Below are 13,442 nucleotides of genomic sequence, written 5' to 3'. Positions count from 1 at the left end.
TCCAGTACGACACTTATTTTCGCTATGTTTTTCTTGATAGTGTCTATTTTAAAGTTCGATAAGGAAGATCATGTTACGTTTTTTTGAAAAATGGGTGCCGGCTTATCCCGATATAGAAGCTGTGCAAGCACCAAAAACGCTGTTTGCTTTTTGTCGTTACTACTCAAGAGGAGTGGAGCTTCCGCTGCTGTTGATGTCTATTTTAACGGCTGCCATCGCCATTTTAGAAGTGACCTTATTCAGCTTTATGGGGCAGTTGGTAGATTGGTTGATTAATAAGAATCCAGACACCTTTTTTGCTGAGGAAAGTACGCACTTATTAATGATGTCTTTGATGATTCTGGTGGCGATGCCATTAGTAACTTTTTTTCATTCGGCGATTATTCATCAGACGCTTTTGGGTAATTACCCAATGCGGATTCGTTGGCTGTCTCATCATTATATTTTGCGTCAAAGTATGTCGTTTTTTCAGGATGAGTTTGCTGGGCGTATCTCTACTAAGGTAATGCAAACCTCACTTGCGGTTCGTGAAACCGTGATGAAATTGCTCGATGTTTTGGTTTACATCGGCGTGTATTTTATCTCTATGGTGGTATTAATTGCTAAAGCAGACTATCGCTTGATGATTCCAATGTTAGGCTGGTTGGTTTGCTATGTATTGCTGCAAATGTATTTTGTTCCTAAATTGAAAAAAATATCAGCAGAACAGGCAGATGCACGCTCCACTATGACTGGGCGAGTCGTCGACAGCTACAGCAATATTTCAACCGTTAAGCTTTTTTCTCATCATCAGCGTGAAGCGGATTATGCAAAAGACGGCATGGATGGTTTCTTGCAGACGGTTTACAAGCAAATGCGCTTGGTCACTATGCTTAGTGTAGGTGTGCAAACTTGTAACTATGTGTTGGCATTTTCTGTTGCGGCTTTGTCTATTTGGTTATGGACAGGCAGCATTATTAGTGTTGGTGCAATTGCTATTGCGGTGAGTTTGGCGCTTAGGCTAAACGGTATGTCCCAATGGATTATGTGGGAAATCAGTGCGCTATTTGAAAACATCGGCATGGTTAACGATGGCATGAAAACACTGTCTCGACCTATCGAGATAGAAGACAAGCCAAACGCGCCAGCGCTTTCAGTTCCACATGGTCTTATTGAATACGATGCGGTCAATTTTCACTATGGTAAGCAAGACAGTAAGGTCATTGAGAACCTTGTCTTGTCTATAAAAGCTGGTGAAAAGGTCGGCCTTGTCGGTCGCTCTGGTGCCGGTAAGTCAACGATTGTTAATTTATTGATGCGTTTCCATGACATTGAATCAGGTCAAATTCGAATTGATGGACAAGACATCAGTGCTGTTCAGCAAGATTCGTTACGTGGTCAAATTGGTATGGTGACTCAGGACACGTCTTTACTGCACAGAACGGTTCGCGAGAACTTGCTTTATGGTCGCCCTGATGCAACGGAAGAAGAAATGATAGCTGCAGCTAAGCAAGCAGAAGCTCATGACTTTATTCAAGACTTAACCGATCCGTTTGGTAATGCAGGTTACGATGCCATGGTCGGTGAGCGTGGTATCAAGCTTTCCGGTGGTCAGCGTCAACGTATTGCCATTGCGCGAGTCTTGTTAAAAGATGCGCCTTTGTTGATTCTAGATGAAGCAACATCTGCATTGGACTCTGAAGTAGAAGCTGCAATTCAAGAGAGTTTGTACAAACTGATGCAAGGTAAAACCGTTATCGCTATTGCTCACCGCTTGTCGACCATTGCCGCAATGGATCGTTTGATTGTATTGGATAAAGGCAACATCGTTGAGCAGGGCAGTCATGAAGAATTGATTCAGCACGCTGGCATTTATGCATCGCTTTGGGCGCATCAAACTGGTGGTTTTTTAGCGGAAGACATTGATCTAGAAGATGTTGAATCAGACAGTGTTAAACCAGAAAAAACCACCAGCTAGTCGTTACTGTAAAATGTTTAATTTAGGGAAGGGCGTATGACGTATTTTATTTTGTTTCTCGCTATCTTAGCTGAAGTCATTGCTACGACGGCTTTAAAGGCATCAGACTCCTTCACTAAATTAGGCCCAAGCATTGTATTGGTTGTCGGTTATGCCGTGGCTTTTTACTTGCTAACCATAGTTATGCGCTCTATGCCAACGGGCGTGACTTACGCGATTTGGTCTGGATTAGGTATCGTCTTGATTTCGGTATTTGGCTATCTGTTTAACAGTGAAAAGCTTGATTTGGCGGCTTGCATTGGAATGTCTTTGATTGTCGCCGGTGTGGTGGTGATTAATGTATTTTCTAAAACAGTAAGCCATTAATAAATAGCTGAATACTGGAAGCATAAAAAAACTCGCTGATGGATTTCAGCGAGTTTTTTTGTTTTAGGCGCCATTTTAAAGCAGTTCTAGGACTTAAAGAGCGTCTGCAATTTCTTTCACTTGCATTCTAAGACTTTGTAAGCCATTACCTGATAAGTACCAAAGCTTAGGCGATAAATAGGTGACTTTGATGGTGCCAGCACCTTGTGCTGCTAGCTCTACTTTTAATTCTGCAATATCTAGAGCGTTCTTGGTGTCGCCAATCGCAGCGCTACGGTCAACGATAAATAAAGTCGTTGGTTTCATCTCTGCAATATTGTTCACGCTAAGTGATGTAAATGTACGAGTGCCGCGTTTTTGTGGCGTTACATGAGACGGAACTTTTGATGCATCTAAGCCTAATAACTGAGTTGCTATAGGTTCATCTCGTAATCCGAAAGAACCATTGTTATGCGTCACAACCAGAATAGTCGGATTGTCTTTAATGTCCGCTTTTGTCGATTCGATGTCTGTGTTTAATTCCGCAAGCGCTGTATCCGCAGCGTTTTTGGCGTTAAATAAAGTCGCGATTGAGGTGACGTTTGCACTGAAGCTTTCCCAGTAGTTGTCACCAAAAGCTTCAACTTGTTGAACTTTACCTATAGCCTCTAGGGCGCTCTTTTGGCCTGCTTGGCGACCTGTGATCACAATAAGATCTGGGTTGAGAGTTTTGATTGCTTCTAGATCTGGTGTTTTTAAACCGCCCACATCAGTGTACCGAGCATCATTAAATTGCTTAAGGTAGTCTGGAAGTACTTGTTTAGGTACTCCAACCACGTAGCTTTCTAAACCTAGAGAGGCAATGGTATCTAAACTGCCAAGGTCAAAAATCGCAGCTTTAGGCAATTGCGTTTCTGCAGTGGATAGCTGGCTGAAGGCGACCAATGTTCCGATGGCTAGGATTTTTCTTAAATTCATCATGTTCACAATTACCTATGTCTTAAATAAAAAGAGCTTGAAATAAAAATAACCATTATCAATGGCTGATAATGGTTATCATTGTCTCATTTTTATCGGCAGGTTTTGCGGCTATAACCTAGTACGGTGTGTTGCTAAACATGAAACGAAAACTAACTGCTTTTGAGCTTACTGTTCTTGTTAGCAAGCCAAACGAACTGATAGGGCATTAAAGTGACTTTGCCTAAATGGTCTTCGTATACTTGTTCTGATACTAAATCTGTCCAGTCATCGGTGGCTATTAGGTTAAGTTCAGACAAGTTAAAATTTTGCGGTTGGTCTGTCATATTATAAACAGCAAACAAGCTTTGTCTTCTGTCTAGGCTTTGACGCCAGAAGGCAAAGAGGTTTTCACCCATGTGCAGCACGTACTGAGTTGCATTTGGGTGAAAAGCTGGCTGTGCTCGACGTATTTGAATTAATTTCGTTACGCTTTGGAATACTTTCTGATGATGGGTTGGCGTGTTTAGAACATGATCTAAATCTTCCATGTCCCAAATATGACGGTTTATTGAGCGAAATTGGCCGGTATTGTCTACGCGTTCTAAATCGTTTTCTGTGCCAAATAAACTATGAATATAAAAAGCGGGTACGCCTTCAAGTGCCATCATTACACCAGCGGCGCAAAGGAAGCGAGCAAACTGCCATTTATCTGGGCCGTGTAGTGCTGATCCTGATAAGGCATTCCATAGGCTGATATTGATTTCATAAGGCTTAGCTTCGCCTTGCGGCGTAGTGCGTGAGCTTATTTTGCCGCCAAAGCGCTTCATAGTATTGATCAGCGTTTCCAGTTCCCACTCCGAAAGTAAGCCTTCCGTTGGGCGCAAGCCAATACCATCATGGGAAGCAAGGAAATTTAAATAGGTTGTACCTTGCTGAGCCGGTGCCATACTCATTAACCATTGTTTTAAATGGCTACTGTTTCCGGTCACCAAGCTATTGATGAGCAACGGCGGTAAAGAGAAGTTGTAAATTAAATGAGCTTCGTTGGCATTACCAAAGTAGGTTAAATTTTCCTGATTGGGTATGTTGGTTTCAGTGATGATCACGGAATCTGGCGCGTAATGCTCAATCATTAAGCGTAATAAACGAATGATTTCGTGGGTTTGTGGCAAGTTGATACAAGAGGTGCCTGGGATCTTCCACAGAAACGCCACGGCATCCAAACGAAACCAACGAATGCCTTTTTCTAGATACAAACGAATAATGCGCAGGAACTCTAATAGAACGACGGGGTTCTCAAAGTTCAAATCGATCTGATCGTGACTAAAAGTACACCAAACGTGTTTTTCACCGTTCTTAGTTTGTATTTCTCGTAATAATGGCGACGTTCTAGGGCGAACCACAGCACTTAAATCTGCATTTGGATCGGCTTCATAAAAGAAACTCGCGCCCGGTTCAACGCCAGCTTTGTAATTTTCAAACCACATGCTTCGGCTTGAACAATGGTTAATAACCAAATCGCCCATTACTTTAAAATCTTTCGAAAGATTCACGACATCGGCCCAGCGTCCGCAGGATGGATTGACGGTTGTGTAATCCATCACACTAAAACCATCGTCCGAGCTATAAGGAAAAAACGGCAGTAGGTGAACAGCGGAAATACAATCAGACAATTTGCTTTTTACAAATTTGTGCAGGGTTTCCAACGGCGCTTCTTCTTTTCTGCGCAAGGTGTCTGCATAGGTAATTAGCATAATGTCAGATTGGTCCCATAGGTTTCTATGGGGGCGAGGAGACTCAGTTGACGGATCTAGATTAAATGTGGCTAAACACTTTGCCGCCAAATTTTTATTGTCCAAGCTTGGGTAAATGACTTGCAAATGAGCGATTAAGCGCTGTTCTAGATGCGACAAAGGAGCATTTTCCATGTTTACCTACCTGTCTTTTTAGTGATTGAAAAGCAACGTAGTAACGTTCAACTTAGCAAAAAGATTACTTTAAGGGCCAGTTCTTTTTTTGACCGATCTTTTATCCAGAGTTCTTTTATCTAGAGCCTTAATTATTTTTTAGGACCATATTGGGCCATATCCAATTCGACGGCTTGAGCAAGCTGATTCATCACACCAGGAAAAGCACTCACAACGCGGTTCCAACTAGGTATGAAAGGCGTCTCCATCGGGTTGTCTAAATACTGGTTACCAGCTTTCATGATGTTACTGGCGAAGAGTTCGACAGCTTGCTCTTCTGTATGAACATCTAATTTTAGACCATTGATTTCAGCATCGTTGCGGTAAGTCTCGATAAAGTCGAGTGCAACACGATAATAGGTAGCTTTGATCGTACGGAAAGTTTCTTGGTTGAAAATAGTGCCGTTAGTCGCCAGCTTTCTGAAAATAGCTTTAGTAATGTCGATGGACATTTTAGACAGACCACCATCGTCATTATCGGCAGACAAGTCTTGGTGTTTGTGATCATAAATGTCAGCGATATCCACCTGACACAAACGGTTGGTAGAGTAGTTACGGTACATTTCACTTAGTACACCAATCTCCAATCCCCAGTCACTCGGGATGCGCAAATCGGTCATTACATCGCGGCGAAAAGAAAACTCACCTGCCAGAGGATAGCGATAGCTGTCTAAGTAATCTAAGTAATCCAAATGCCCAAAGACTTTTTTTAGCGAGCATAATAATGGCGTGACCAATAAACGGCTCACGCGGCCATTCATTTTTCCATTAGCTGCACGAGCGTAAAAGCCTTTACAAAATTCGTAGTTAAAATTCGGGTTAGCAACCGGATAAATAAGACGAGCCAGCAGTTCTCTGTCATAAGTGACGATATCGCAATCGTGCATGGCGATAGATTCCGCTTTACCTGCGGCGAGGTTGTAACCCATGCAAAACCAAACATTGCGGCCTTTGCCCGGATCGGATGGCGACAGGTGTTCGCCTTTTAGTACGCTGTCGATTTCTCGTAGGCGAGGGCCGTCATTCCAAAGTACTTTAACGTTTTGCGGTAATACGCTGAAAAACTCTAATGCGTGTCGGTACTGGTCTTCTGTTGCTCGGTCTAAGCCAATAACAATTTCAGACAAGTAGGGAACTTGCTGTAAATGTTTAAGGATATTCGGCATGGCGTCTGTTTCCAGCTCGGAATACAGACAAGGAAGGATAAGAGACATTGGGCGTGTTTTAGCAAACTCACACAGCTCTTTTTCCATTTCTTCTAACGGGCGGTGCGCCAAGTTGTGAAGTGTGGTGATGATACCGTTTTGATGAAAGTCGCCCATAGTTGTTCTCCTGATATTTTTATAATAACTGTTAGTAGTGTCTTCTCTTTATGTCGTTAAAAAGTGCCTTTACAAAATGCCTTGTTGAATCAAAACTTTGTTGATTGCTTGTGCCCAGCCTTCTGGTCCATACGCGTCGCTAAGCCAAGCATCGCAACGATTTGGGATTTCTGGTGGCGCATGAACAGGTGAGCGAATTACGACTGGAATGTCAGCCTTGCTCAACATACCTACGTCGTTTTCACCATCGCCTAATGCCATGGTGGTAACGTCTTCGTCGCTTTGTTGTTCATACAATTCTTTGAGCCATAACATGGCGTTTGCCTTATCACAGTGCTCGCCCATCAGATGAGCGAAGCGGCCGCCTTTCTGAATTTGCACGCCAAATGGTGCAAGGTCGTCGCGTAATGCATTAAGAGCCAGGTTAGAATCGGTCCAAACTATAGGCTCGGTAAATTCTCGTTGCATGGCTTGCTTGGCGTTTTCTTCACTTAAGCCAGTGATAGAAACCAGTTCTTGCCATGTCATCTCACTGAAGCGTCTGAAGGTGTATTGCTCTTGTTTATCATTGGTTAGTTCTATTAATTCGTCGCGCCTTGGGCCGAATGACTTGCGCCAATACTCACCGCAGTCCTCTAAAGTTTCGTCTGTAGAGAGGGCTAAATTCTTCGGGATATAAACAGCAGAGCCGTTTTCCACGATAAAAGCGTCTTGGTGGTTGAGCTCTTGTCTAAGAGACACAAGCTCAACAAAAGTCTTGCTGGTGTTGATCACGCAAGGAATAGAAAAAGTCTTCAGCGACTGTAAGGCCGCCAGTGCTGGTTTGAAACTGTATGTGTGATGATCGAGTAATGTGCCATCCAAATCGGTAAAAATTAAAAGCGTTGTCATGTCGATTCCTTTTTGGGTCCATCAAAATACCGCTGGTGGACGTTAGTATAAGTCTTGCAAATCTGGTGCCAGTGCGTAAAAGTGGCTTTTTCCTTATGAGGTACATGCCTAAGATTAACTAGGCTATGGAACAAATAGATGACAAGTTTGCTACGTTTATGTGTCTTTGTGATTCTGGCTTTGTTGGCGTTCGCGGCGAACTCTGTTTTGTGTCGTCTGGCGCTTAACGATGGACTTATCGATCCGGCTCAATTCACCACATGGCGCTTGCTTAGCGGAGCCGCTACCTTGGTTTTGCTCTGTGTGTTTCAAGGTCTCAAGCATCAGCGCAATGATTTGAAAATAGCGTGGTTAGAAGGTAGCTGGTTATCGGCCTTTGCGTTGTTTATTTATGCCTTGGGTTTTTCCTATGCCTACGTGACGTTATCGACCGGAATGGGCGCCTTAATACTCTTTGGTGCCGTACAACTGACCTTGATCTTATTTGCCGTATGGGCAGGACAGAAGCTGGTTTGGTTGGAATGGTTAGGGCTGGCGATAGCCTTTGCTGGCTTTGTCTATTTAGTGCTTCCTACTTTGTCGTCTCCCTCTTTGCTTGGCTTTGTCTTAATGACGCTAGCAGGCGTGGCATGGGGGTTGTACACCTGGCGAGGCAAAATCTCGGCTAAGCCTTTGTTTGCCACCACATCTAACTTCGTTCGAACTATTCCCATATTACTGATTGCCTTGGTCATTCTTCATCTCAATGCTGAGCAGTCACAGAGCGCACAACTTGAAGGCGTTATTTTAGCGGTCACTTCTGGCGCTATTATGTCTGGTCTTGGTTACGCCATCTGGTACGCCGTCTTGCCTTATCTTAGTGCTTCCATGGCTGCCGTGTTACAGCTACTCGTTCCTATCATTGCCACAATAGGAGGCGTAGTTTTTGCCAATGAATCCATAACTTTACACCTCGTCATAGCCACGTTAAGCGTCCTAGGTGGCGTATTACTCGTTATTATTGCAAGAAAACGAACACCTAAAAACGCCTAGTTTTGGTGCATTTTTATCTCAATGCGCCATAATCGACTGGTTTATTGATTGAAAATTGATCGTTGTTTTAGTCCGACAATGTAATTATTCCCTCCCCTTATGTCTTCCAAGGGGAGGGCTAGGGAGGGGTTATTACTTCGGCTCTTCGGGGCTTTGACCCTGACTTCCACCTTGGCGCTTGGAGTAAACCAAACACCACCGCTCGACACTGTCGTTTGACCTCGCTCTTGGCGTTTGCTTTGCTCCTCGCTGCTGAACATAAACACCCTCACTCGTAGGGCACGATGAGCGAAGCGTGATCTGCCGCGAAAGCGCAGCTTTCTTTTGGATGCAGATCATTATTTATATTGAATACGATAAGAACAAAAGTAAAAAAGTGGGTAGATAAGCAATTAGACATGTACGAGCGACGAACCAAGGAAGACAGTGAAAAAACAGCGGAATCAAGTTGCTCATGCCCTGCTTGTGGAAAGCGTGCCGTTGTTTATCTTGGCGATGTATCTGAGAGTAAGGTGACAGAACGGCTTCGAATCATGCTGCCATGGGACAATGGCAGTTAGCGTTAGCACACGTAGAGATCAGAGTATAAAAACAGATCAGGTCATAAGGCCTGAGGGAATCGCTTGCCTCACGGGTCAAATCGCGCTACAAAAGATCAAATAAAGAACCAACCAACATAGCGGTGATCAAAGACCACCTGAAGCTACATAGTCCAAACAGACTTTGGTATTGAGCGAGTTATATAACAGGGAAGTCCTACCATGAAAAAAGCAAATCCCCTATATAGACAACGCAGCCGTTCAACAGTGGGTTATAGCCGCAGCTACGCTGTCGTATAACCCTTAATTGTTATGAGTAAAAGGATTTAACCTTGAGCATGCATTCCCAAAATTTTTTAAAGAAAAGATACATCTTGGAAGACATAGAATTAAATGATTATGTTATAGAGGCAATTTATTTTCTAGAGAGTACGGATGAATTCGTAAGAGCTTCAGAGAAAGAAAATCTAGCAAATATTTCTAAAAAAACATATTGGCCAATAATGCATGATATGTATGAGAGAAGTTATGAATACGTATGTGGTTCGTTAAGTCTTTTTATTATTGAGCAACTACAATCTTGTGAAGCCTCTTGCAGAACAGCTATTGAAGGGGCTGTAAATCTCCACTATGTTAGCTTGGAAGATAGTTTAGGGAAGATTATTTCATATTTTAAAAATCATTTTGAGGTGGAGTTGAAGCAAAATATAAGTTGGAAATCCACCGTTGATATTTCAAATGTTGATGAAAGCATAAAAAATCACTACTGAGATTTAATTGAGAATAAAAATAATGCGTTGAGCGATTATGAGGCTGTTTTAAAACGTGCAATGTTAGCCCAAGGAGTTAATATCGATAATTACGATGCAAAATGGCCAAGTGCATTCGATAGATTTCGACTAATTAATGATGAAATAGGTTATAGAACAATATACACAGCTTTGTGTTCACAATCCCACAATGACCCTGAAGATCTCCTCAATCAATTGCTATGCCGTTCTTTAAATCATGATGGTTTTACATCTGCTAAAAAAGCAGAACAATACTTTTTTTCGTTATATATGATCCTGCAAGCTATCAAATATCATGTTATGGCAAGTGCAATGTATCTCGGAAAATTAGAGATTTCATGCGAAGTGCTTGCTTTAAAATGCAATGAAATTTTAGATTTAATAGAGAGCTCTCAACAACATAAAGACAGTTTATTAACTGAATTATCGGAGTGATTTTACTCATAATAAACGCATTAAGGGGGGCGCAAAAAGCTTGGCTGCGCTGATTCTTCACTTAGTATAGCTAAGCTTTATTGCGCCACTTAGGCGCACGTTATACGGAGCATTTACCAAGCCACCCATCTCTAGAAGTCAGTCGTATCAAGGAAATAACGCAGTTGGCAATGCCGTAAGTGTGGTGTTAAATTTCTAAAGATTATTTGATGTCTGTTGAGGGTACAGTGGTACAAGAACGAGAAGAGAGCCAAAAAATAAAGCTTGTCACAGCTGAGCCGAGCGGTCTCACCGAGTTTAAATTGGCGTTGCAGGATTCTTTCCGTGTGGCGGCAGAGGCTGATTTTGGGCATCCGCTTGAAGAGCCGATTCCCTCTGATGATGATATTGAAAAGTCATTCAACACCACGGGAGCCGTGATTTACTGGATCATGGAAGACGAGCAACATGTTGGTGGCGCTGTTTTGGTGATAGACCCAATCAGCGGTCGGAACAACTTATCACTTTTCTTCATTGCGACCAGTCAACAAAGCCGAGGTTTGGGTTTGAAGGCTTGGAAAGCGATTGAGCAAGAATTCCCGTTTACTAAAGTCTGGGAAACAGTTACACCCTATTTCGAGAAAAGAAATATTCATTTTTACGTAAACAGGTGCGGTTTCAAGATTGTCGATTTTTATAACCGAAACCATCCAGACCCTCACCAGGATTCACGCCAAATTCATGATGAGGAAGATGACGATGAGATGTTTAGATTTGAGAAGATAATGGATAACACAGACGAAATTAACAAGAATTAGTAAGCTACCTCTGAAAACGAGTCATATGATCGTGGTGACTTGACATCTTATCTCTCAGGTGAAGTGTGTAGAGGCTTAGCTAATGGATAAGTGATGATAGATAGTTCTATTGTGTGTGATAAGACATTAGCACTAAAAGGTTTAGAATGATAAAGGTTAAGAACAAGCTCACTCCGGCCCAAAAGAAAAGAAAGAAAGTCTCAAAGGCAGAGTGTCGAAAGAAGTATCAGGGCATCTTTATAAATGGCAAGCAAGTCAGGATAAAGCGACCACTAACAGTTGACGGCTTACCTGTAGAGCAATTTATAGAAAATAATGCCGACCCGATTTGGCTTCACCAGAACGAATTGTGGGAGCTGATACCTACTTCTGAACTCGGCTCGATGATTGAATTAAAAACAGAAGAAGAGGAAAACGGGATACCGTTTTAATTTTAGATTCGAAGGCTTTTGCCAGAAGCATTGCAAGGCTTATATAATTATGGTCGTTCAACAGGAGGTTATAGTTGAGGTTACGTCACTGTATAACCCTTAATCTTGATGTCATTTGAATTAGAGAGTAGCAAAGTGCCAGATAGTATAGAAATTGAGATCACTGGCAGAGAAGCCAGTCTGATCTTAAAGTACGGATACCCTTTTCCTGAACACGCGATTGTCTTTAAGAAGGCTGCTGGTAAGGACGGGTTTCATCGAGTGACAATTGGAAAATTCTGGCTAGAGATGATAGTTGGTGACCTATGTAGGTCAATAAAAGAAGTGCGAAGTTTGTCATTACGAGAGGAATTGGACGCTCTGTGTGAATGCCTAGAAAATGCAATGAGGAACTCCAATTCCAACGGTTTTTACCTAATATAAAAATGTCAAGCATGTGATGTTGAACTCTATATAACCTATGATTCAGTTTTAGCACTCTATTTAATAAGGAGAACACTGTGGATATAGATGAAGACAAAATCGATGACGCAGCCCTCGCTCTTTTTTATCTTACTTTGCATGATGATTTTGGCCATGCTTGGAAGCAAATTGATTGGAGTATAACCAATAGACTGCATGAAAAGGGTTATATTCATAATCCAGTTGGTAAATCTAAATCGGTGACATTAACCGAGGAAGGGGTGGCGAAATCAGAGGCGTTGTTTACAGCGCTTTTCACTAAGGGCGCCAGAAAGTGAAATAGGTTGTAGGTAAAAAATGGACACTTTAGTCGTGTCCGTTTTTTATTGTATTTTTAACACTCCACATGGATCAATATCGAGTGTAGACTTTGAGGGAAGCAAAGGAGAGGATTATGAATAATTCACTTAAACAAATCGAAGAGCAGGCATTAAACCTGAGTCCAGAGGAAAGGGCTAAGTTGGCTGAGTTTATGCTGGAGTCACTGAATGCACCTCTCGCTGACATTGAATCAGCGTGGAGTCAGGAGATTGAGCTGCGCGTTGCTGCATATGATCGTGGTGACTTGTCATCCTATGCTGCAGAGGATGTGTTTGCAGAAGCGAAGCTCACTACTAAGTGATGAAAGCTAAGTTCATTGCGCCTGCAAGGCGAGAGTTTCTCAAAGAAGTGATGTATTACAACGAGCAAGAGGTTGGTCTTGGTGCGGCTTTTGCTCAAGAAGTTGAAGATGCTGTAGCTAGGGCTTTAGCTTTTCCTGATTCTGGATCATCCGCCTCAAAAAGCACTAAGCGAGTATTTGTAAATCGATTTCCCTTTTCTATTGTGTATCGCCAAGATAATCAAGGTATTGTTATTTTTGCAGTTGCGCATCACTCCCGACTTCCTGAATATTGGGCGTCGCGCCTTTAATTTTTTATCTTAGAATTAGTCGTCACTCTCGGTTAAGCAAAGTGACGACTGACAAATAGTAGCTCGATCATCTAGTCGTTGGAATTAAGTTCAAGCTTCAGGAATGTGTTCTGAAAGCGCTGCATAAGCCACGGTGAAAGCGCCTTCTTGGAATGCGCGTAAGCCTGTTGCTTTGAAGGGGATTGGCATTGGGTTGTGTTGCAAGATGTCTTTGGTTTTTGCGCCGCTGAACAAATCTACTTCAACCGTATTAATCAATTGGATAGCCGCTTCAATTTTAAAACCTACCGCGCCGCCGGCGAATTTGCCTTTTGTTGGGCGTTCACGAATAACGGCTCTTTTCACTTTGTAATCTTCAAACAATTTTTTCAGCATGAACTGAAATTTACGTACGCTTTCGCTGTCGTTTGGGTTGTTAAGTGTGTGTCGAGTTTGGCGACAATCGGCGATTTGAAACAATCCGTCTTGTTTAGACAGAAGGCAAAGAATCACTTCGCTGCCTTTAATTTCGATACCACAAGTAATCATAACGAGGTCCTGAATAGGGAATTTCGCGCATTATCGCACAATTAATTCCTATCTCGTACAGTTAACAGGTATC

General features: G+C 42.4%; 16 protein-coding genes and 1 pseudogene. 11 read left to right on the top strand and 6 right to left on the bottom strand.

Translation table 11 applies throughout. The features are described 5' to 3' along the window. The first annotated feature begins 70 nt into the window (after positions 1-70). Positions 71-1,957 carry an ABC transporter ATP-binding protein gene (locus TY87_RS17725; RefSeq protein ID WP_100188100.1) on the top strand — a complete coding sequence of 629 codons (1,887 nt, stop codon included), beginning with the start codon at positions 71-73 and terminating at the stop codon, positions 1,955-1,957. A 36-nt stretch (positions 1,958-1,993) separates the two neighbouring features. Continuing rightward, a complete protein-coding gene (locus TY87_RS17720) occupies positions 1,994-2,323 on the top strand; it encodes a DMT family transporter (RefSeq protein WP_072841449.1) in 330 nt (109 codons plus the stop codon). Positions 2,324-2,416: 93 nt separating this feature from the next. Here TY87_RS17720 and TY87_RS17715 read toward each other — a convergent pair whose 3' ends face one another. From TY87_RS17715 to TY87_RS17700, 4 genes are all read right to left on the bottom strand, one after another. Then, positions 2,417-3,283 carry an ABC transporter substrate-binding protein gene (locus TY87_RS17715; protein WP_100188099.1) on the bottom strand — a complete coding sequence of 289 codons (867 nt, stop codon included), beginning with the start codon at positions 3,281-3,283 and terminating at the stop codon, positions 2,417-2,419. Positions 3,284-3,432: 149 nt separating this feature from the next. After that, complete coding sequence (locus TY87_RS17710; RefSeq protein ID WP_100188098.1) at positions 3,433-5,190, bottom strand: alpha-amylase family glycosyl hydrolase; 1,758 nt, start codon at positions 5,188-5,190, stop codon at positions 3,433-3,435. A 131-nt stretch (positions 5,191-5,321) separates the two neighbouring features. Continuing rightward, the gene (locus tag TY87_RS17705; protein ID WP_100188097.1) at positions 5,322-6,551 is read right to left on the bottom strand and encodes a glycosyltransferase family protein; all 1,230 of its coding nucleotides are present in this window, start codon (positions 6,549-6,551) and stop codon (positions 5,322-5,324) included. A 69-nt stretch (positions 6,552-6,620) separates the two neighbouring features. Beyond that, positions 6,621-7,442, bottom strand: a complete 822-nt coding sequence (locus TY87_RS17700; RefSeq protein ID WP_100188096.1) for an HAD-IIB family hydrolase — start codon at positions 7,440-7,442, stop codon at positions 6,621-6,623. Between the two features lie 138 nt (positions 7,443-7,580). Between TY87_RS17700 and TY87_RS17695 the strand changes: the two genes are divergently transcribed. From TY87_RS17695 to TY87_RS17670, 6 genes and pseudogenes are all read left to right on the top strand, one after another. Further along, positions 7,581-8,474, top strand: a complete 894-nt coding sequence (locus TY87_RS17695) for a DMT family transporter (RefSeq protein WP_100188094.1) — start codon at positions 7,581-7,583, stop codon at positions 8,472-8,474. A 350-nt stretch (positions 8,475-8,824) separates the two neighbouring features. After that, positions 8,825-9,034: pseudogene (locus TY87_RS17690) on the top strand (IS91 family transposase); the annotation flags it as partial. 353 nt (positions 9,035-9,387) lie between these two features. After that, on the top strand, positions 9,388-9,783 hold the full coding sequence (locus TY87_RS17685; protein WP_157789919.1) for a hypothetical protein: 396 nt from the start codon (positions 9,388-9,390) through the stop codon (positions 9,781-9,783). A gap of 27 nt (positions 9,784-9,810) precedes the next feature. Then, positions 9,811-10,239, top strand: coding sequence for a hypothetical protein (locus TY87_RS17680; protein WP_157789918.1), 429 nt, complete (start codon positions 9,811-9,813; stop codon positions 10,237-10,239). A 209-nt stretch (positions 10,240-10,448) separates the two neighbouring features. After that, positions 10,449-11,036 (top strand): GNAT family N-acetyltransferase, encoded by a 588-nt coding sequence (locus TY87_RS17675; protein ID WP_198432129.1) that lies wholly within the window; start codon positions 10,449-10,451, stop codon positions 11,034-11,036. Between the two features lie 146 nt (positions 11,037-11,182). Next, a complete protein-coding gene (locus tag TY87_RS17670; RefSeq protein WP_100188091.1) occupies positions 11,183-11,467 on the top strand; it encodes a hypothetical protein in 285 nt (94 codons plus the stop codon). 226 nt (positions 11,468-11,693) lie between these two features. On the opposite strand, the gene TY87_RS22510 is transcribed toward TY87_RS17670, so the two are convergent. Further along, on the bottom strand, positions 11,694-11,903 hold the full coding sequence (locus TY87_RS22510) for a hypothetical protein (protein WP_157789917.1): 210 nt from the start codon (positions 11,901-11,903) through the stop codon (positions 11,694-11,696). Positions 11,904-11,967: 64 nt separating this feature from the next. On the opposite strand from TY87_RS22510, the gene TY87_RS17660 reads away from it, so the two are divergent. The 3 genes from TY87_RS17660 to TY87_RS17650 all read left to right on the top strand — a co-directional run bounded on the left by TY87_RS17660 (position 11,968) and on the right by TY87_RS17650 (position 12,841). After that, positions 11,968-12,207, top strand: coding sequence for a DUF6429 family protein (locus tag TY87_RS17660; protein ID WP_100188089.1), 240 nt, complete (start codon positions 11,968-11,970; stop codon positions 12,205-12,207). A gap of 116 nt (positions 12,208-12,323) precedes the next feature. Then, the gene (locus TY87_RS17655) at positions 12,324-12,551 is read left to right on the top strand and encodes an addiction module protein (RefSeq protein WP_100188088.1); all 228 of its coding nucleotides are present in this window, start codon (positions 12,324-12,326) and stop codon (positions 12,549-12,551) included. Continuing rightward, the gene (locus TY87_RS17650; RefSeq protein WP_198432128.1) at positions 12,551-12,841 is read left to right on the top strand and encodes a type II toxin-antitoxin system RelE/ParE family toxin; all 291 of its coding nucleotides are present in this window, start codon (positions 12,551-12,553) and stop codon (positions 12,839-12,841) included. Before TY87_RS17655 ends, TY87_RS17650 begins: the two co-directional genes overlap by 1 nt. Positions 12,842-12,931: 90 nt before the next feature. Here TY87_RS17650 and TY87_RS17645 read toward each other — a convergent pair whose 3' ends face one another. Next, a complete protein-coding gene (locus TY87_RS17645; protein WP_100188086.1) occupies positions 12,932-13,369 on the bottom strand; it encodes a DUF3010 family protein in 438 nt (145 codons plus the stop codon). Positions 13,370-13,442: the final 73 nt, after the last annotated feature.

It is taken from the genome of Marinomonas sp. BSi20584 (assembly GCF_002792415.1).
Lineage (GTDB): Bacteria > Pseudomonadota > Gammaproteobacteria > Pseudomonadales > Marinomonadaceae > Marinomonas > Marinomonas polaris.
The sequence above is the reverse complement of the archived record's forward strand: the minus strand, read 5'-3'. Positions and strand labels throughout refer to the sequence as shown.

Bases quoted from the DNA above. Each gene is read 5' to 3' on its own strand.
- TY87_RS17715 (WP_100188099.1), bottom strand. From the start codon at position 3,283: ATGATGAATTTAAGAAAAATCCTAGCCATCGGAACATTGGTCGCCTTC.
- TY87_RS17710 (WP_100188098.1), bottom strand. From the start codon at position 5,190: ATGGAAAATGCTCCTTTGTCGCATCTAGAACAGCGCTTAATCGCTCAT.
- TY87_RS17725 (WP_100188100.1), top strand. From the start codon at position 71: ATGTTACGTTTTTTTGAAAAATGGGTGCCGGCTTATCCCGATATAGAA.
- TY87_RS17645 (WP_100188086.1), bottom strand. From the start codon at position 13,369: ATGATTACTTGTGGTATCGAAATTAAAGGCAGCGAAGTGATTCTTTGC.
- TY87_RS22510 (WP_157789917.1), bottom strand. From the start codon at position 11,903: ATGCTTGACATTTTTATATTAGGTAAAAACCGTTGGAATTGGAGTTCC.
- TY87_RS17675 (WP_198432129.1), top strand. From the start codon at position 10,449: ATGTCTGTTGAGGGTACAGTGGTACAAGAACGAGAAGAGAGCCAAAAA.
- TY87_RS17705 (WP_100188097.1), bottom strand. From the start codon at position 6,551: ATGGGCGACTTTCATCAAAACGGTATCATCACCACACTTCACAACTTG.
- TY87_RS17650 (WP_198432128.1), top strand. From the start codon at position 12,551: ATGAAAGCTAAGTTCATTGCGCCTGCAAGGCGAGAGTTTCTCAAAGAA.
- TY87_RS17700 (WP_100188096.1), bottom strand. From the start codon at position 7,442: ATGACAACGCTTTTAATTTTTACCGATTTGGATGGCACATTACTCGAT.
- TY87_RS17695 (WP_100188094.1), top strand. From the start codon at position 7,581: ATGACAAGTTTGCTACGTTTATGTGTCTTTGTGATTCTGGCTTTGTTG.
- TY87_RS17655 (WP_100188088.1), top strand. From the start codon at position 12,324: ATGAATAATTCACTTAAACAAATCGAAGAGCAGGCATTAAACCTGAGT.
- TY87_RS17720 (WP_072841449.1), top strand. From the start codon at position 1,994: ATGACGTATTTTATTTTGTTTCTCGCTATCTTAGCTGAAGTCATTGCT.
- TY87_RS17670 (WP_100188091.1), top strand. From the start codon at position 11,183: ATGATAAAGGTTAAGAACAAGCTCACTCCGGCCCAAAAGAAAAGAAAG.